An 18482-nucleotide genomic window follows, 5' to 3' on the forward strand; every position below is an offset into this window, starting at 1 on the left:
GTTCATTCCCCCAGGTCGAGAGTGAGTTTGGTGACGGCGAACGCCTCGGCGTAGCGCGCGTGGCATTCGATGCCGCGGATCCGGGCCAGCCCGAGGAAGGCCTCGCGGTCGTACCAGGGCCGGTGCCGCTGCGAGGGGTAGTGCTCCTGAAGCAGCCGCACCTTCTGTTCGGCGACCTCCGGCGACAGCGGCTGGTACGCCGCCGGACGGCCGAGATCGCCGTCCCACTTGACGATCTCGTAGCCGAGCACCAGGTGGTCGCGGAACGCGGTGGTCATCAGCTGTGCCAGACCGCGGTGGTCCTGGTGCGCGTCATCGGTGCGCGGGGCCAGCACGAGATCGGGCTCCGTCCCCGCGCGCAGCTCCTCGACCGCGTCCTTGGCCTCTTCCCAGTGCGCGGGCAGCCGGCCGTCGGGCAGCTTGTGCACGGTCAGCCGCAGGTCGGCACCCGGGCAGAAGGCGGCGAGCGCGGCCTGCTCCTCCTGCTCCCGCTCGCTGCCACCGCCCGAGAGCACCAGCACGTCGACGCGGACGCCCGGCCGCGCGAGGCACAGCGTCAGCAGTGTGCCGCCGGCGCCGATGGCGATGTCGTCGCAGTGCGCGCCCACCGCGACGATCCGGTCCAGGCGCCCGGTGCCGAGCCGGATCACGCGCTCGCCCCCGCGCCGTCCCGCTCCCACACGGCCCACGGCCGGTCGCCCCGCGCATAGGCGTCGTCGAGCGCGGCCCGCTCCTTCACGGTGTCCGTCGGCTTCCAGAAGCCGCGGTGCTGGTGCGCCACCAGCCGGCCGCGCTTGGCCAGTTGGGCGCAGCCGTCGGCCACCAGGTCCCCGTTCTCCGGGATGTGGTCGAAGATCTCCTGGCGGAGCACGAAGTAGCCCCCGTTCTCCCACAGGGGCAGTTCGCTCACCGCCGTGATGCCCCCCACCAGGCCGTCCTCGCCCAGGTCCACGCAGTGGAAGGAGGACTGCGGCGGCACCACCATCATCGACGCACCGGCGTCGCGCCGGGCGAACCGGTCGATCATCTCCGGCAGCGGGGCGTCGGTGAGCACGTCGGCGTAGTTGGCGAGGAACATCTCGTCGCCGTCCAGGTGGTGCCGTACCCGGCGCAGCCGCTCCCCGATCGGCGACTCGATACCGGTCTGCACGAACGTGATCGTCCAGGAGGCGATGTCGGTGGACAGCAGCTCGGTCCGCCCGCCGCGCAGCACGAAGTCGTTGGACGTCGTCTCCTCGTAGTTGAGGAAGAAGTTCTTGATGTGGTCGGCCCCGTACCCGAGGCACAGGATGAACTCCGTGTGCCCGTAGTGCGCGTAGTAGCGCATGACGTGCCAGATCAGCGGCCGCGGGCCGACCATCGCCATCGGCTTGGGCACGTCGTCGGAGGCTCCGTTGCGCATCCGCATCCCGTAGCCGCCGCAGAACAGTACGACCTTCATCGCTTGACCTCGACAATGCTCAGTTCCGGGATGGGGAAGACCAGCCGGCCGCCCCATTCGTGTACGAAGGACAGCTGCTCGACCAGCTCGGCCCGCAGGTTCCAGGGGAGGACGAGGACGTAGTCCGGTTCGTCGGCGGCTATCCGCTCGGGCGGCAGGATCGGGATACGGGTGCCCGGGGTGAACCTGCCGTGCTTGTAGGGGTTGCGGTCGACCGTGTACGGGAGCAGGTCGGGCCGGATGCCGCAGTGGTTGAGCAGGGTGTTGCCCTTGCCCGGCGCGCCGTAGCCGACGACCGTCTCGCCCCGCTCGGCCGCCTCGACGAGGAACCGCAGCAGGTCCCGGCGCACCTTGGCCACCCGGGCGGAGAACTCGGTGTACCCGGACAGCTCCTGGAGCCCGGCGGCCTTCTCCCGGTCCAGGACGTCGGCCACCCGCCGGGTCGGCTCGCCGGCCACCTCGGCCGGGCGGGCCCACAGCCGGATGGAACCGCCGTGCGTGGGCAGCAGCTCGACGTCCACGAGGGCCAGTCCGCCGCTGGCCAGCGCCCGGATCGCGGACGCGACCGTGTAGTACTGGAAGTGCTCGTGGTAGATCGTGTCGTACTGGTTCTCCTCGATCAGGGTCAGCAGGTGCTGCACCTCGATGGAGACCCAGCCGTCGTCGGCGACCAGGGCGCGCAGCCCCTGGGTGAACCCGACCACGTCGGGGATGTGCGCGTACACGTTGTTGGCCACGACCAGATCCGCCGGGCCGTGCTCGGCGCGGACGGCCGAGCCGGTGTCCGGGGACAGGAACTCCGTGAGCGTGGGCACACCCGCGTCCCGCGCCGCGGCCCCGACGTTCACCGAGGGCTCGATGCCGAGGCAGCGGATCCCCCGGTCCACCACATGCCTCAGCAGGTATCCGTCGTTGCTCGCGACCTCGACCACGAACGCGTCGGCGCCGAGGTCCAGCCGCTGTACGGCGCCGTCGACGAACGTGCGCGCGTGCTCCACCCAGGAGGTCGAGAAGGAGGAGAAGTACGCGTACTCCTTGAACGTCTCCTCCGGTGTGATCAGCGGCGGGATCTGTGCCAGCCAGCAGTCGGTGCAGACCCGCAGGTGCAGCGGGTACGCGGGCTCCGGCAGGTCCAGTTGGTCCGCGGCGAGAAAGCTCTCGCACGGTGGTGTCGCCCCCAGATCGACGACGCTCGCCAGCGCCGCCGAGCCGCAGAGTCGGCATCGTGTCATGTACTGCCCCCCATCAGTTCCGTCCGACCCGCGATCGCGGTGCGGTACTCCTCCACCAGGCGCTCCAGGCCGACGGCCGGGCTGAAGCCCTGCTCGTAACGGCGCCGGGCCGCCCGGCCCATCTCCTGGTTGCGGGCCGGCCCGCCCGCGATCCGGCGCAGGCAGGACGCGAGCGACGCGGCCTCGCCCGGCCGGTGCAGCAGCCCGGTCACCCCGTCCTCGACGAGCTCGACGAAGGCGCCGTGACCCGCGGCGACGGCCGGGACCCCCGCCGCCATCGCCTCCACGACCACCAGGCCGAACGCCTCCAGCCAGGTCGAGGGAGCCACCACGGCGACCGACCGCGCGACGGCCTGCCGGCACGCGGCCTGGTCGTACAGACCGACGTACCGCACGTCGTCCCGGCCCGCCGCCCAGGCGGTCACCTCCGGCTCCAGCGGCCCCGAGCCGGCGATCACGAGCGGCACGCCCACCCCGCCCCCGGCGGCGATCTCGTCCCAGGCGGCCATGAGCAGCCGTATGCCCTTGGCCTCCGCGAGCCGGCCGAGATAGAGCAGATGCTCGCCGGCGCCGTCCCTGCGGACGCCCGGTTCGGGCACGAAGTTGTGCTTCACCGCCAGTCGCCCGGCCGGCAGGCCGGCCCCCACCAGGACCTCGCGCTGCGCCGCGGAGATGCACAGGAACCGCTCCACGCCGGACCACCACCGCCGCCGGTTGACCGACAGGCTGACCGCGAGCGGCACCGTCGCCAGCCGGGAGCCCCGGTAGCAGCCGTGCCGCACGGCGGGCAGCGGAGCGGACCCGACGCACTCGGTGCACGGCCGGCCGTCCCGTTGCAGCGTGCCGGGCGGGCAGACCTGGGTGTAGTTGTGCAGCGTGGCGACGGCGGGCACGCCGGCGTCGGCGCAGGCGGCCAGCACCGCGGGGGACAGGAGCGGGAAGACGTTGTGGACGTGCACCACGTCCGGCCGCTCGGTGCGCAGCCGGGCGGCCAGCTCCGTGCGGACCGCCGGGTTCCACGGCACCAGCAGCGGTACCGCGACCTTGCCCAGCAGGGACCGGGCGGCGATGTCGTCGCTGCGCCGCTCGAACACCTCGACCCGGTGACCGGCCCCGCGCAGGAGGGCCACCTCCTGGTCGACGACCTTGTTCTCCCCGCTCGGCTGCGCCGAGGCGTAGCGGTTGTGCACCACGAGGACGTGCATGGTCAGGTCACCTCCGAACTCTGGGCCCATCGCGGGACGCGTTGCCGGGGGACCACCGGCGTCGACAGGGCGGTGGCCTCGGCGGGCGCGGCCAGCAGCGAGGCGGCCACGGCCAGATGCAGCAGATACGGCGAGGCGTCGCCCAGCCCGGCCTCGGTGTACGACGCGATCGCGCAGTAGCTGATCAGGAAGATCGCGCAGGCCCTCGACAGCGACGGCGGCCGCAGCAGCGCGACCCCGCCCAGCACGATGATGATCGCCGCCACCAGGGCGATGCCGGTCACGCCCTGCTCGTTGTAGACGGCCAGCCAGCTGTTGTCGATCGGGAGCCCGCCGAACGACTTGTCGCCGAGGCCCGTGCCGAACAGGTACTGCGAGGTCGTCCGGGGTGCCGCCAGCAGGGCGTGCCAGACCTTGGCCCGGCCGGTGAGGCTGGCGAAGTTCTCCTGGCTCTGCCCGCGCAGGAACCACGCCTGGAGCGCGGAGCTGAAGCCCACCGCGGCCACCGCGGCGCACAGCACGGACCAGGAGAAGAGCCGGCGGGCGGCGGCGCTGGTCAGGATGAGCGAGCCGATCGCCAGCACCAGCCCGATGAGCAGGCCGAGCGTGGCCGTGCGGGTATGCGTCAGCGCGAGCAGGACGAGGGAGGGCACGATGATCACCGCCGCGCTCCTCCGGTCGGTCCGGCGGCCCAGGACGAGCAGCACGGTGAGGCCGATGATCACCGCGGCGTACTGTCCGATCTGTGGCGGGGTGAGCGGCCACAGCGCGCCGACCAGCCGCCCGCCGTAGAGGTCGGGCAGGGCGGCGCCCGGTGAGATCACCAGACCGGCGGCCACCGACCCGAGCACCGCGAAGTACATCCGGATGTGGTGCCGGACGAACGTCGTGCCGCCGTCCCACCAGCGGCTGAGCAGCCACAGCGTGCCGATGAACAGAGCCAGCCGGGTGCAGCGGAACAGCGCGCCGAACCCGGCCCCCTGGTCCACGCTGGAGATCAGGCTCGGCACCAGCAGCAGGGTGAGCAGGAACACGTAGGCACTGGCCCGGACGCGCACCCGGGGGTTGACCACGAGCGCCAGCGCGAACGCGGCGACCAGCGAGCCCATGGTGACCATCTGGATGAGGGAGCGGGGCAGCGGGACGATGGTCCTCGCCCCGGCGGAGCCCAGGGTGTTGAGGACGAGCAGCCCCCAGACCGTCCCGACGATCTTCGACGTGTGGTCGGTGTTGGTGTTCGCTGACCTCATCTCACCCACCGTCCCCTGCGCGGAAGGTGCTGCCCGCGTCCTGCCGGTACGGCGCGGCCCGCCACTGCTTGACGCCGACCGCCCGGCTTGCGTCGTGGACGACGAAGGTCCATGGTCCGACGTAGACGTTGTCGTGCCAGCGGTTGTGCTGCCGGCTGGTGATCGCCTCGGCCACCCGCTCGCCCTGGTACGGCGACCAGTCCGGATAGGTGCCGTAGTTGGACAGCACCGCCATCCGGTCGCACTTCACCGTGCAGTCGAGGGCGGACTTGTCCAGCACGAAGCGGTTGTCGTGGATGTCCACCCGCTGGGTCTTCCACCGGCAGTCGGAGTAGAGCGGCGCCCTGGCGATCGCCGGCTGCGTGCAGCGGTCGGTGTTCTTCACCAGCAAGGTGCAGTCACCGGAGGAGGTGTTGGCCGGGCTGTTGCAGAACCGGTCGGCGTTCTCCCACAGGGTGATCCCGGACCAGTTGTTCTCCAGCACGTTCCGGTAGATCTCGATCTTGTCCGTGCGGGCCTTGATCCGCGGTTCGCCGCCGGACTCGGAGAGGTAGACCGTCGCGAACGGGAAGGTGTCGCCGGAGGCGGCGTAGGCGCGGCCCTCGACCCAGTTGTTCCGCCGGATCGTGTTCTGCCGGATGACCGCGTTGTAGCTGATCTCGTAGATCAGCGCGGCACCGTCGTTGTCCTCGATCAGGTTGTTCTCGATCAGGAAGTCGTTGTTGTTGGTGTCCGCCCACAACCCGGTTCCGCGGTTGTCGTGCACCCAGTTGCCGCGTACGTCGGCGCCGTCGACGGCCCAGAACTTCACGCCTCCGCTGCAACCGCAGTCCGGCCGCCGCCGCTCCCAGTCGCCCGTGTTGTTCCCCACGATCTCGTTGCCCTCGACCACCAGGCCGCTGATACGGCCGGCGCCCTTGTAGGCGTTCATGCCGTACTGGCCGTTGTTGCGCAGGCAGCTGGCGCGGACCTGCTGGCGGGCACCGGCCATCAGCCCGGCGCCGGAGTTGTCCCGGATCGTCGCGTGCTCGATCACCCACCCGTCGGCCGAGTCGTGATTGACCACGCCCTCGTCACGGGGCGCGGCGAACCCCTGCACGGTCAGGTAGCGGATCGTGACGTCGCGGGCGGTGCCGCCGAACGCGTACTGGTTGCTCTTGCGGCCGTCGAGCACCGCGCCCGGCGCGCCGAGGTAGACGTCCCCCTCCTTGGGGATCACCTGGTCGTAGCGGTCCGACATGAGCGTGTGCTTGCCCGGCCGCAGCCAGAACGTGGTGTGCGGGGGGCTGCCCTCGGTCTTCGCGGCCAGGTCGCCGGGCACCGCCGGGTCGACCGTCACCGCGCCCGCCGGCGCCTTCGCCGGCCCGGCCGCGGGCTTGGCGCACACGCGGGCCACGGACGCGGAGGGCGCGGCGGTCGGCTTCGGCGCCGCGTCCGTCGTGCCGCGCTCACAGCCGGTCGCCGCCAGCAGCACCAGCGCCAGCGGTGCCGCCGGCCACACCCGGCGCCGCCACTTGCTCCCCCGGAGTCTTCCCCCCGTGGGCTGCTGACGGATCTCCGCGGCATCGCGACGCCCGGCACGCGCTCTCGGCGCGCCGGCCGAAAGCCCCTGTACGGACGGTCCGTCGACGGTGCCTTCCGGCGCGCACGCCGGGAGCACACGCCGACTGCGGTCTTCGGCCGTGCGGCGGGCGCTCCTTCCTCCGCGGAGATCCAACAGAAGCCCCCTAGCCGTGGAACCTGAGTACGGTGGTGAACCCCTCCGGGCCGTCGGCGAACCCGGTGCCGATCAGCGTGGTGGTGGGTTCCTTGCGTCCGAAGCCGGCGGAGTACCAGCCCAGCGGCGGGTCGCTCTCGCCGCGGTGTGCCCGCCAGTCCAGCTGCCCGGGCAGGTCGAGCGCCGCGGAGCGGTCCTCGCCGTCCCGGGTCCAGGTGAGCCGCGCCCCGTTGCCCACCAGGTCCGCGGTGACCGCCGGGCCGAGGTGGAACGCCAGCCGCACGGCCCGGCGCGGGCCGCGCACCTCGTCGACGACCTTCAGCTCCCGGCTCCCGGCCGTCAGCTCCACCCGGCGGCGGTGCACGGAGCCCTGGTAGCCGTCGTGTTCGGCGCACCAGCGGGCCGTGCCCCCACCGGAGGCGCCGGCCGTGTCCGCGACCAGGACACGGGTGCGCGCCTGCCGGGTCCACAGGAACGGGCCGCCGGAGACGGACTGGTCGGCGCCGTCCAGTTGAAGGGTGTTGTGTCCGAGGGTCGACCGGAAGTACTGCCGCCACTCGGGCTCCCCGTGGTAGCAGTACGTCCCCGGGTCGGCGAGCACATCGACCCCGTCGTGCCGGACCTCCACGGACAGCGCGTCCGCGTGGGCGTGCGCGGCGATCGACAGGAAGCCGTGCGGACCGCCGTCGCAACGGCACCAGATCTCCGGCCTCTCCCCCCTGTCCTCCTTCTCCTCCTGGCTCCGCAGGATGGTCATGCCCGCGTCGGCGAAGTGGTCCGGCCGGTCCGCCGGGCGGGACACGGCCGGTGCGGTCGCGTCGTTCGCGTACGGCCGGATGAGCGCGGCCAGCAGCGGGGTGCGCACATCGGTGCCGGTCACCCGCGGCCACCAGGCGAGCCGGCCGAACACGGCGTCCCCGGTGGCCAGCAGCGAGGCCCAGCGGTCGGTGCCCGCGCCGTCCACGACCAGACCGTGCCCGTCGTCCGCGTCCCCCTGGCGCGGCGGCCGCAGCCGGCTGTCCACGACGGCCGCGAGCGCGTCGGTCATCCGCAGCAGCACCAGCCGGACCGTCGCGGGGACCGGCACACCGGCGGCATCCGCCTCGGCCACCGCGGCCAGGCCGAGCTCCAGCACCAGTCCGTGGTACTCGGTGGCCAGCTCGCGGTTGAGGCCGGAGAGGAAGGTGTTGCCGCGCAGCTGCCGTTCCAGCGACCGCAGGGCGTCGGCCCGCCACCGCGCCGACTCGGGGAACCAGCCGAACGCGCAGGCCGCGGCGAACTGTCCGGCGTCCTCGGCGATGACGTGGTTGTTCGCCGAGGACCCCCGGCTGGGGAAGGCGGCCAGCCAGCGCTGGTGGTGCCAGATCTGCCGGAGCGCCACCGGGTTGTCCTCGAACAGGGCGGCCGCGCCCGGCCAGCCGTCGAGCAGCCGGCGGATCCACACCCAGGACAGCAGCCGGATCCCCAGCTCGATGCCGCTGGTCCAGTGCACCGAGCGCAGCGGCGGGTTGGCCGCCCACCACGACCGCAGGTGCGCGGCCACCCGCTCGGCGTACCGCTCGTCCCCGGTGACCGCGTAGGCGGCGGCGAGCCGGGTGAGGTACTGGTGCCGGGAGGGCTCCCAGATCTGCTTGATGTCGCCGACCGCGTCCTCGTCGCGGTACGGCACGTCGAAGGCGTAGCCCGACGGGGCCCGGCGCCCGGTCTTCGGGTCGTACGACCAGTCCGGGTCGGCCAGGTCGTCACGGTCCACCCCGAAGAACCCGGCGTGCCCGTCCATCAGCCGGTCCGCCTCGGCGACGAGTCGCTTCGCGGCGTCCGGCGGCACCGCGGCGATCGCCCCCGCGGGCAGTACGGCGGTGAACCGGGCGCCGGTCACGCGCGGGCCGTCCGGCGGCGCCGACCGCCACCGCCGCCTGCGCACCGCGTCGCCCACCCGGCCGCCGACCTCCCGCGGCCCCATCCGGGACAGCCGCCGCAGGTACCAGCCCGCACTCCCCGAGACCACGGTCATCGCGCCCCCGCCAGGGTCACCGGCACACCGCCGGCCAGACCGGCCTGCACGGCGAGGGTGGCCGCCGTGGTGGCGACCAGCGACCGGAGCGGCACCGGCATCGGCCCGCCGGTCCGCACGGCCTTGACGAACGCCGCCAGTTCGGCGGACTGGCCCTTGTCCCGGGCCTTGGGCAGCCGCGAACTGACCCACCGCTTGCGGCCGTACACCGAGGCACGGACGAAGTCGTCGAGCCGCAGCACCTTGCCGTCCGCGACCAGGTCCAGCGTCTCCTTGGGGAAGCCGGGCGCGCCGCTGGTGACGTAGCTGATGGTGGCCGTCGACCCGTCCGGGTAGCTCAGTACGACCTGGAGGTCCTCGTTGCCGGACGTGGCGACCGCGTACACCGAGACCGGGTCGGCCTCCAGCAGCCAGCTCGCCGTGTCGATGAAGTGCCCGCCCTCGCCGGCGAACCGCGAGCCCTCGGTGCCCTGCCGGAGGTACCAGCTGCCGTGGTCCAGCCGGCCCGCGTTGACCAGGTAGCGCAGGCTCGCCGGACCGGTCCGGGCGCCGAACCGCTCCCTGGCCTCCTGGAGCAGCGGGGCGAACCGGCGGTTGAAGCCCACCTGCAACCGGTCGTTGCCGGACTCCTCCACCGCCGCGAGCACACCGGCCAGTTCGTCCTCGGTGAGCGCCAACGGCTTCTCCACGAACACCGCCTTGCCGGCCAGCAGCGCCCTGCGGGTCAGGTCGGCGTGCGAGCTGTGCCGGGTGACCACGAACACCGCGTCGATCGACTTGTCGCCGAGCACGGCGTCGAGATCGGTGGTCGCCCCGGCGAAGCCGAACTTGCGCTGCGCGTTGGCCGCGGACAGCGCCGTCGTGGTGACGACCGTGGACAGCTCGACGCCGTCGCGCTGGGCCAGATGCGGCAGCAGCATCGACGACGCGTAGTTCCCCGCGCCGACGAACGCCAGCCGCACCGGCGTCCCGGCGGCCCGGGCCGGCCTCGGCTTCACGTCCACCGTGGGCACGGCCACCGCCGGAGCCTTGGCCTCCACCCCCTGTCCGGGATACCGGAACAGCACGGCGACGGCCTTCAGTTCGCCGTCCTTCAGGCTCTGGTACGTCTCGACGGCGTCGTCGAAGTCGGCGATGTGGGAGACCAGGGGCTCCACGTCGACGCTGCCACGGGCGACGAGGTCGAGGAAGCACGCCAGGTTGCGGCGCTCGGTCCAGCGCACATAGCCGATCGGGTAGTCCCGCCCCTGGAGCTCGTACTCCGGGTCGTAGCGTCCGGGGCCGTAACTCCGGGAGAACCGGACGTCGAGCTCCTTCTCGTAGTACGCGTTCCACGGCAGGTCCAGACGGCACTTGCCGATGTCGACGACCCGGCCGCGGTCCCGGCTCAGCCGCGCGGCCAGCTCGACGGGCTGGTTGCTGCCGCCGCCGGCGGCCAGGTACACCTGGTCCACGCCGTGACCGCCGGTCAGTTCGGCGACGGCGGTCTCCACGGCCGCGGAGGCCGGATCGCCGCAGGCCACCGCGCCCAGGCGCCCGGCGAGCTCGCAGCGCACCGGGTCGGGGTCGGCCCCGACGACACGGACCCCCGAGGCGGCCAGCAGCTGCACCACCAGCTGCCCGATCAGCCCGAGGCCGATGACCAGCGCCACCTCGCCGAGCCGTGACTCGCCCTGGCGGACACCCTGCAACGCGATCGAGCCGACGGTGCCGAAGGCCGCGTGGCGCGGCGCGAGGCCGTCCGGCACCGGGGCGTAGAGGTTCTTCGGCACCCAGTTCAGCTCGGCGTGCAACGCGTGCTCGTTGCCGGCGCAGGCCACCAGGTCGCCGACCTTCACGTCGTCGATCCCGGCGCCCACCTGCTCGACCACCCCGCACAGCGAGTAGCCCAGCGGCGTGTAGGAGTCCAGCTTGCCCATCACCTTGCGGTAGGTGGCGGGCACCCCGTTGGTGGCCACGCTCTGCACGACCTTGGCCACCTGGTCCGGCCGGGAGCGGGCCTTGCCCAGCATCGACATGCCGGCCTCGGACACCTTCATCAGCTCGGTCCCGGTGGAGATCAGCGAGTAGGCGCTCCGCACCAGCACACCGTCCGGCTTGCACCCCGGCACCGGCACGTCGAGCAGCGCCAGCTCGCCGCTCTTGTAGTTCTGCACGACCTGTTTCACCCGAAGTCCTCTTGTCTCTACGCAGTCAGGAAGAGTTCTGGCCGGACCCGGAGGTCGCGCCGCGGTACCAGTACTCGAGGGTCAGCACATGCCACAGATGTTTGGAGAAGTCCCGGTGCCCGGCGGCGTCCTCGGCGACCATGCGCGCCAGCGCGTCGCGCCGCAGGAGCCCGGAACGGACGAGCTCGCCGTCGTTGACGACCTCGCGCACCAGCGGTGCCAGATCCCGGCTCATCCAGGCCCGCAGCGGGGCGCTGAACAGGCCCTTGGGCCGGTACACGATCTCCCGGGGCAGGACCGAGGCCGCCGCCTCCTTCAGGACCGCCTTGCCCTGCCGTCCGACGATCTTGCGGTCACCGGGCACGGCGAACGCCGCCCTGACCACCTCGACGTCCACGTACGGCACCCGCACCTCGGTCGAGGCGGCCATGCTCGACCGGTCGGTGTACGTGAGGTTCAGGCCCGGCAGGAACATCCGGGCGTCGCCCAGGCACATGCGGTTGACGAAGTCGTCGAGGTCGTTGTCCCGGTAGACGTCCGCGTGCTCGGTCAGCACGTCGTCGACCGTCCCGGCCAGGTCCGGGTCGATCAGGGCGAGCAGCTCGTCCCGGTCGTACATGGTGTAGCTGCGCCGGAACGCGGTCTCCTCCGGCAGATCGGCGAAGGAGAGGAACCGCTTCGCGAAGCGCACCGACCGGTACCCCCGGCGGCTCGTCGCGACCGGCAGCCGGTCCACGGCCGCGGACAGGCCGCGCCGCAGGGGCCGCGGGACGCGCTGGTAGCGCAGCGCGATCAGGTTGGCCAGGTGCTTGCGGTAGCCGGCGAACAACTCGTCGGCACCCATCCCGGAGAGCATCACCTTGACCCCGGCCTCCCGGGCGGCCGAGCAGATCAGGAACGTGTTGATCGCGGCGGGGTCGCCGATCGGCTCGTCCAGATGGTGCGTCATCTGCGGCAGCAGGTCGAGCACGTTCGGAGCGATCTCGATCTCGTGCAGGTCGACGCCGAACCGCTCGGCCACCTGCCGGGCGTAGCGCAGGTCGTCCGGCATCGCCTCGAACCTGGCGTCCTCGGCGCGGAACCCGATCGTGTAGGCGGAGATCCCGGGCCGCTCGCGGGCCGCCAGCGCGGTCAGATAGCTGGAGTCGAGACCGCCGGAGAGGAAGGTCGCCACGGGGACGTCGGAGAGCAGGTGGCGCCGGGTCGACTCCTCGACGACGGCCGCGACATCCGGCAGTTCACCGCTGCGGGCCCGGTCCCGGCCCTCGGCGGCGACGTCCCGGAGGTTCCAGTACCGGCCGCGCTCCACCCGGCCGTCGGGCCGGCACCTCAGCCAGCTCCCCGGCGGCAGCTTCTCCGCCTCGCGGAACGCGCACCGTGAGTCCGGCACCCAGTAGTACAGCAGCGAGGCCACCAGCGCCGCATGGTCCACCTGCAGCGACCCGCCGGTCACGGCGGCGAGCGCCTTCAGCTCGGAGGCGAACACCAGCCCCTCGCCGCGCCGCAGCAGGAACAGCGGCTTGATGCCGAGCTGGTCGCGGGCGAGCACCAGCTCACCGGTCCGCTCGTCGAAGATCCCGAACGCGAACATGCCGCGCAGCCGGGGCAGACAGTCGGTGCCCCAGCGCCGCCAGGCCTCCAGCAGCACCTCGGTGTCGGAGGTACCGCGGAAGCGCACCCCGGTGGCCGCCAGCTCGGCACGCAGCTCGGGCGCGTTGTACAGCTCGCCGTTGTACGTCAGGACGAGGCCGTCCGAGACCATCGGCTGGGCGCCGGTCTCGGACAGGTCGATGATGGCCAGCCGGCGGTGCCCGAGGTGCACTTCGCCGTCACCGGCGGAGTGGCTGTACCGGCCCGCTCCGTCCGGCCCGCGGTGGGCGAGGACATCGGTGAGCCGGTCGGTCACGGCCTTCCCGTCCGGCCATCGGTAAGTTCCTGCGATGCCACACATGACCTACTGAGCCTCCTGGTCGCTGTCCGGAACCCGTGCCGCCCACAGCGGCAGCCGCTCCGTCCGCCGCCGGTCCGTGTTCTTCTGCCGGGCCGGCCGCTCGTGCTGGCCACGCAGCGCGGTGTGCAGCCCGTCCCACAGCGTGCCGTCGGTCCGGTCCCGCGGATCGGGGTCGATCAGCACCACACCGATCACCGCGATGCGCTGGTCCGCGAGCTGCCGTGCCACGGTGTGCAGCCATGCGGCGCTGCCGTGCCCGGCCCGCACGACGAGCACGGTCTGCGTGCCGAGGTACTGCAGGTCGGTCCACGCCGTGCCGGGCGCCACCGAGCCGACGCCGATCCGGAGCTCCTGGGACGACCGGGCGGCGGCACTCCCGCCGCTGACCACGGTCGGGTCTCCCGGCTTCGGGCGGCGGCCCGCGAGCTGCCGGCCGGGCAGGCCGTCGACGACGACCACCGGCCCGTCCGCCGCCAGTTCTCCGGCGAGGGCCAGGGCGATCACGCTCGTGCTGCGCGCACAGCCCAGTTCCAGCAGCGACACCGGTTCCGCGGAGCCGCGTACGGTGCGGGCCAGGGACGCGGTGAGCCGTTCGCGTGTCGCCCGGATCCATCGGCGCTGCCACAGCCTGCCCGACCGGTGGGGCAGCTCCGCGATGACGGAGGCGCCGAGGTTCGCCGCGATCTCCCGGCGCAGCACGGGACGGTCCGCCACCACCGCGCCGACCGCGGCCATCGCGAGCCCGAGGAAGAGCCCGAGGAAGAGCCCGATCCCGGCGTCGGTGGCAGCGGCCCTGGGCAGCGAGCGCCGCACCGCGTACGGGGCGTCCACGATCTGCGTGCCGGCCACGAGCCGGGGGGTGCCGATGCTCGCCTCCGCGGCGCGCTGGCCGAAATCGGTGATCTGCGAGGTGAGTTCGGCCCGGCGGGCGTAGAGCGACTCCAGGTCCGCCGACGACTCCGGCCCGTTCGTCTGCGTTCCGTCCCCGATCGCCTTGTTGACCTGGGCCAGTTGGTCCTTCAGCTGGTCACGCTGGTCGATCAGGGCCTTGGCCTCGGCGTCCGCGGTCTCCTGTATCCGCTTCACATGGTCCGCGACGAACGCGTCGGCCAACGCCTTGGCGCGGGCCACCGCTTCCGCGTCGCTGTCACCGGTCACGGTGATCTGCAGCACGTTGTTGGTCAGACCGATCCCGCTGTAGTCCTGCATGAAGTCCTCGGCCCGTTCCTGGGACTTGAGGGACTTCAGGGCCTTGTCGGCGATCCGTGTGGTCTGCAGCAGCGCGACGTCGGTGCGGATCAGGGTGCCCGGGTCGTTCGGCTGGTCCTCCTCGTGCGCGACCAGCACCTTGGTCACCGCGGTCGGCGGCTGCGGCAGCAGGAACGCCACCGCCGCGCCGACGAGCAGCCCCAGCAGCGCGAGGGAGCACCACAGGCGGCGCCGTCTGCGCACCGCGGCCACCAGGGCCTGCAGATCGAGCAGTGGAGCGGCGGTCGACGACTCCGCGGTCGTACTCGTCGTCACCCTGTGACTCCCGTCGCGTCGTCCAGTTCGCCGTCGAGGTCCGCGAGCGCCGGTACGGCGGCGTGCCGGGCGTCGTCGGCCGACCGTGTGGCACGGACCGGGCCGGCGAGGATGATGCCGACGACCGTGTGCTTGGCGTCCGCACACGCCTCGGCGATGCCGGAGAGCTCCCCCGCGGTCCAGCTGCCGGCGCTGAGCACGACCAGGGCACCGGACTCGAAGCCGCGGTCCGGCACCATCGGCCGGGACACCGAGACCGCCACCGCCCGCAGCAGCGGATCGCTCCCGGCCTCGACGACGAGCTGCCCGGCGGCCCGGCCGGCGATCTCGTCACCCTCGGGGAAGACGACCAGCAGCCGTCGCGGGGAAGGAAGCTGCTCCCGCAGACGGGAGCACGCCCGGCGGTAGCGGATCCGCCTGCTGGCCTCGTCGCCGGACGTCTGCGGGGTCGGGATGTCCCACCGGACGTCGAGGCCCGCCAGCCGGCGGAGCCAGGCCCGTGGGCCACGGCCCTCCATCCGGTGCAGGGGCCGTTCAACGGGTACGTCGACGGTACCCAGCAGCGCCGAGCCCAGTGCCGCGGTGATCTCCGCTTCGCCGCGCAGCCGGCGGCTCATCCGCGCGGCGGTGAGATGGCCGACCACCGCGAACAGGAAGAAGAGCAGCGCTCCGCCGGCGATGAGCTGGGTCCTCGTCGGCGGTGCCTCGCCGGTGGGCCGGGCCGCCGACCCCATGACGACCATGTTCTTCGCCTGGTCCTCGGCCGGATCGGCCTGCTCCAGCGTGTTGATGGCCTCGCGCAGCGCGGTGCGCAGCTTCTCCAGCTCGGTGCGGGTCTGCACGCTCTCCACGGTCTGCCCCGGATCGGCCGCGTCGGCCAGCCGGCTGATGCGGCGGCTGGTGTCCTCCACCGACTTCTGGAGCGCGGCGAGCTCCTGTGTCGCCTCGGGGTCGGCGCTCTCGCTCGCGATCCGTGTGGCGTAGGAGACGAACTCCTTGGCCACCTGGTCGGAGAGCCGCTGGGCGCGCTCCGGGGTGTCGGCCGTGCCGGAGATCTTGATGATGTTCCCGTCGGTGGCCTTGGCGCTGACCTGCTCCTTCAGGTCGGCGCCGCTCACCCCGGTCCAGCCGAGCGTGGCGGCCGCGCGGTCGACCACCACCGAACTGGTGGCCACCTCCGTCTGCGTCAGCAGCTCGCGCTCCTCCCACGTTCCCGGCAGCAGCACCGATGCCGAGGTCGTGTAGCGCGGCGGAAACAGCAAGGAGGTGCCGTAGCCGGCGAGCGCACCCACCAGGGCGAGGAGGGTGAGCAGTCGCCGGCGCCGACGGATGATCCGCCCGATCGTGACCAGGCGTATGGTGTCATCGCTCAAAGGTGCGGCCTTCCCCTGCCCGGTCCGGGTCGCGCGCCGGCACCCGAGCGTGGTCACGGCAGGCGGCGGCGTAGGCGGCGAGCAGTGAGCGCTGGGAGTTGCGCCAGGACAGCGGTCCGCTGATCCGCTCCTGGCCGATCTTGCCCATCAGGGCCCGCTTCTCCGGATCGTCCAGCAGCTGCGCGATGAGCCCGGCGAACTCGGTCTCGTCGTTGGCGGACGCGTAGACGGCGGCGTCACCGGCGGAGACCCGCGCCTCCCGGAGGTCGAACGAGACGAGTGGCCGCCCCATCACCATGTACTCCAGGACCTTGTTCATGGTCGACACGTCGTTGAGCGGATTGTGCGGGTCGGGGGAGAGGCACACGTCCGCGGTGGACAGGTAGCGCACCAGGTCGGCGTCCGGGATGCGCCCGGTGAACTGCACCTGTTCCGAGAGCCCGAGCCGCCGGGACAGTTCCACCATCGCGTCGAAGGTGTCCCCGGCGCCGACGAACACCGCGTGCCAGTCGGTCCGCCCCAGTTCGTCGCGCAGCTTGGCCAGGGCCCGCAAGGCGTAGTCGACGCCGTCCTGCGGGCCCATGACGCCGAGGTAGCACAGCAGATGGGGCTTGCCGCGCTTCAGTTCCGGCTCGGGCGGTACGGGGTGGAAGCGGTCGATGTCGGGTGCGCTGCGCACCACGAAGACGTCCTCCGGCCGACGGCCGCCACGGCGCACCGCCACGTCCCGGTAGCTCTCGTTGGTGGCGAGCACGACGTCCGCGGCCCGGTAGGTCATCCGTTCCAGCGCGCACACGGCGCGGTAGAGCAGGTCCTGGCCGCGGTCGAACCGGGAGAGGTACAGCTCGGGCACCAGGTCGTGCTGGTCGAAGACGAACCGCGCGCCGCGCCGCTTCAGCCACAGGGCCGGCAGGAACAGCAGGTCGGGCGGGTTGCAGGCGTGCACCACATCGACCGGGCCGACCTTCCGGGCCAGCCGGACCGTGTGCCACAGCGCCGATCCGTACTCCCGCAGATATCCGGCCGGTCCTCCGGTGGCGGCGCGCAACGGGTAGCGGTGGATCCGCACCCCGTCGATCTCCGCCTCCGGCTCCGTGTCCCGCTTGCTCCCCCGAGGACAGATGACGTGCACCGTCCAGCCCGCGTCGCGCAGCGTGGTGCACTCCTGCCACACCCGCCGGTCGAAGGGCACCGACAGGTTCTCCACCAGGATCAGCGCGCGCCGGCCCGGCCGGTCGCCGCTGTTCGTTTCACCAGGCAAGGCCCATGTACCCCGGTTCGGCCCGGCGCACGTCGGCGTCGGGAAGGTGGATGAGGTCGACGATGACCGGGCCGCCGTCGCCATGGGGCAGCGCCGACAGCACGGCCGGATCCCTGGTCCCGACCAGGCAGACCTCGGCGTGATCGAGTACTTCCTCGACGGAGTCCGCGAGCAGCTGCGCGAGGTGCGGCAGCCGGGTCTCGATGTACTCGCGGTTCGCGCCGAGCAGCCGGGAGAGGCTCACGTTGGCGTCGTAGATCTTCAGGTCGTACCCCTTGCCGAAGAGCCGCTCCGCCAGCTCGACGAGCGGGCTCTCGCGGAGGTCGTCCGTGCCGGGTTTGAAGGACAGCCCGAACAGACCCGCCCGGCGCTTGCCGGTGCGCTCGACCAGATCCACCGCGCGTTGCAGATGGTCGGAGTTGGAGGGCAGTACATGGGACAGGATGGGCACCGAGACGTCGGCCCGCTGTGCCGCGTGGACCAGGCTGCGCAGGTCCTTGGGCAGGCAGGAGCCACCGAAGGCGAAGCCGGGCCGCAGGTAGGCGGGGCTGATGTTCAGCTTGCGGTCGGCCAGGAACACGTCCATCACCTGGTGCGAGTCCACCCCGAGTGCCTGGCACACCGCGCCCAGCTCGTTCGCGAAGCCGATCTTGAGGCCGTGGAACGCGTTGTCCGCGTACTTGATCGCCTCGGCCGTCGGGATCGGCACCCGGAACACCTCGCCGGGCAGACCGTCGTACAGCGCCAGCACCGCGTCGCCGCTGGCCGTGTCGAGTTCGCCGACGACGGTCTTGGGCGGGTCGAAGAAGTCCCGCACGCTGGTGCCCTCGCGCAGGAACTCCGGGTTGACCGCGACCCCGATGTCCACCCCGGCCGTGCCGCCGACGTACTTCTCCAGGATCGGCACCAGCAGGTTCAGGCAGGTGCCCGGCAGCATGGTGCTGCGGAACACGACGGTGTGCCGTCCTCCCCGCTCGGCCAGCGCGGCGCCGATCTCCTCGGTGACCCGCTCCAAGTACGTGGTGCACAGGCTGCCGTTGGGCTCCGACGGTGTGCCCACGCAGACCAGCGACACCTCGCTGTCCCGGATGGCCTCGCGGACGTCGCCGGTGGCGCGCAGCGCTCCGGTCCGCACGACCTCGGCGATGAGTTCGCCGATCCGCTCCTCGACCACCGGGGCCTGGCCGCCGTTGACCAGGTCGACCTTCACCTGGTTGACGTCGACCCCGATGACCTCGTGACCCATGCTGGCCAGGCACGCGGCCGACACGCAGCCCACGTAGCCGAGCCCGAAAACGCTGACTCTCATGACTCGTTCCTCCCCCCGGGCAGGCACTCCCGGCCTG

13 protein-coding genes are annotated in these 18482 nt (G+C 72.3%); all 13 read right to left on the reverse strand.

Going from position 1 to position 18482, the window contains the following annotated elements; genetic code table 11:
• Positions 1–2 precede the first annotated feature (2 nt).
• Positions 3–650: a PIG-L deacetylase family protein gene (locus AQJ64_RS02170; RefSeq protein ID WP_055634205.1), complete on the reverse strand. Its 648-nt coding sequence runs from the start codon at positions 648–650 to the stop codon at positions 3–5.
• Complete coding sequence (locus AQJ64_RS02175) at positions 647–1441, reverse strand: glycosyltransferase family protein (protein ID WP_055634200.1); 795 nt, start codon at positions 1439–1441, stop codon at positions 647–649. The genes AQJ64_RS02170 and AQJ64_RS02175 overlap by 4 nt, the downstream gene beginning before the upstream one ends.
• Positions 1438–2673, reverse strand: coding sequence for a class I SAM-dependent methyltransferase (locus AQJ64_RS02180; RefSeq protein ID WP_055634201.1), 1236 nt, complete (start codon positions 2671–2673; stop codon positions 1438–1440). Before AQJ64_RS02180 ends, AQJ64_RS02175 begins: the two co-directional genes overlap by 4 nt.
• Positions 2670–3878 (reverse strand): glycosyltransferase, encoded by a 1209-nt coding sequence (locus AQJ64_RS02185; protein WP_055634202.1) that lies wholly within the window; start codon positions 3876–3878, stop codon positions 2670–2672. The genes AQJ64_RS02180 and AQJ64_RS02185 overlap by 4 nt, the downstream gene beginning before the upstream one ends.
• Before the next feature lie 2 nt (positions 3879–3880).
• The gene (locus tag AQJ64_RS02190) at positions 3881–5128 is read right to left on the reverse strand and encodes a hypothetical protein (protein ID WP_055634206.1); all 1248 of its coding nucleotides are present in this window, start codon (positions 5126–5128) and stop codon (positions 3881–3883) included.
• A 1-nt stretch (position 5129) separates the two neighbouring features.
• The gene (locus AQJ64_RS02195) at positions 5130–6629 is read right to left on the reverse strand and encodes a right-handed parallel beta-helix repeat-containing protein (protein WP_099053964.1); all 1500 of its coding nucleotides are present in this window, start codon (positions 6627–6629) and stop codon (positions 5130–5132) included.
• 226 nt (positions 6630–6855) lie between these two features.
• Positions 6856–8859, reverse strand: coding sequence for a heparinase II/III family protein (locus tag AQJ64_RS02200; protein WP_059202359.1), 2004 nt, complete (start codon positions 8857–8859; stop codon positions 6856–6858).
• Positions 8856–11027 (reverse strand): bi-domain-containing oxidoreductase, encoded by a 2172-nt coding sequence (locus AQJ64_RS02205; protein WP_055637922.1) that lies wholly within the window; start codon positions 11025–11027, stop codon positions 8856–8858. Before AQJ64_RS02205 ends, AQJ64_RS02200 begins: the two co-directional genes overlap by 4 nt.
• A gap of 25 nt (positions 11028–11052) precedes the next feature.
• Positions 11053–12978, reverse strand: a complete 1926-nt coding sequence (asnB, locus tag AQJ64_RS02210; protein ID WP_055637923.1) for an asparagine synthase (glutamine-hydrolyzing) — start codon at positions 12976–12978, stop codon at positions 11053–11055.
• 3 nt (positions 12979–12981) lie between these two features.
• Positions 12982–14502: a Wzz/FepE/Etk N-terminal domain-containing protein gene (locus tag AQJ64_RS02215; protein ID WP_055637924.1), complete on the reverse strand. Its 1521-nt coding sequence runs from the start codon at positions 14500–14502 to the stop codon at positions 12982–12984.
• On the reverse strand, positions 14499–15875 hold the full coding sequence (locus tag AQJ64_RS02220) for a Wzz/FepE/Etk N-terminal domain-containing protein (RefSeq protein ID WP_055637925.1): 1377 nt from the start codon (positions 15873–15875) through the stop codon (positions 14499–14501). Before AQJ64_RS02220 ends, AQJ64_RS02215 begins: the two co-directional genes overlap by 4 nt.
• Entirely contained in the window at positions 15865–17136 is a 1272-nt protein-coding gene (locus tag AQJ64_RS02225; protein WP_055637926.1) for a glycosyltransferase family 4 protein, read from the reverse strand. The genes AQJ64_RS02220 and AQJ64_RS02225 overlap by 11 nt, the downstream gene beginning before the upstream one ends.
• A complete protein-coding gene (locus tag AQJ64_RS02230) occupies positions 17126–18445 on the reverse strand; it encodes a nucleotide sugar dehydrogenase (RefSeq protein ID WP_055637927.1) in 1320 nt (439 codons plus the stop codon). Before AQJ64_RS02230 ends, AQJ64_RS02225 begins: the two co-directional genes overlap by 11 nt.
• Between the last annotated feature and the right edge of the window lie 37 nt (positions 18446–18482).

This window comes from Streptomyces griseoruber, from assembly GCF_001514205.1.
Taxonomy (GTDB): domain Bacteria; phylum Actinomycetota; class Actinomycetes; order Streptomycetales; family Streptomycetaceae; genus Streptomyces; species Streptomyces griseoruber.

Excerpts from the sequence above, each read along its gene's own strand:
- AQJ64_RS02230 (WP_055637927.1), bottom strand. The coding sequence starts at position 18,445 with ATGAGAGTCAGCGTTTTCGGGCTCGGCTACGTGGGCTGCGTGTCGGCC.
- AQJ64_RS02185 (WP_055634202.1), bottom strand. The coding sequence starts at position 3,878 with ATGCACGTCCTCGTGGTGCACAACCGCTACGCCTCGGCGCAGCCGAGC.
- AQJ64_RS02190 (WP_055634206.1), bottom strand. The coding sequence starts at position 5,128 with ATGAGGTCAGCGAACACCAACACCGACCACACGTCGAAGATCGTCGGG.
- AQJ64_RS02200 (WP_059202359.1), bottom strand. The coding sequence starts at position 8,859 with ATGACCGTGGTCTCGGGGAGTGCGGGCTGGTACCTGCGGCGGCTGTCC.
- AQJ64_RS02180 (WP_055634201.1), bottom strand. The coding sequence starts at position 2,673 with ATGACACGATGCCGACTCTGCGGCTCGGCGGCGCTGGCGAGCGTCGTC.
- asnB (WP_055637923.1), bottom strand. The coding sequence starts at position 12,978 with ATGTGTGGCATCGCAGGAACTTACCGATGGCCGGACGGGAAGGCCGTG.
- AQJ64_RS02175 (WP_055634200.1), bottom strand. The coding sequence starts at position 1,441 with ATGAAGGTCGTACTGTTCTGCGGCGGCTACGGGATGCGGATGCGCAAC.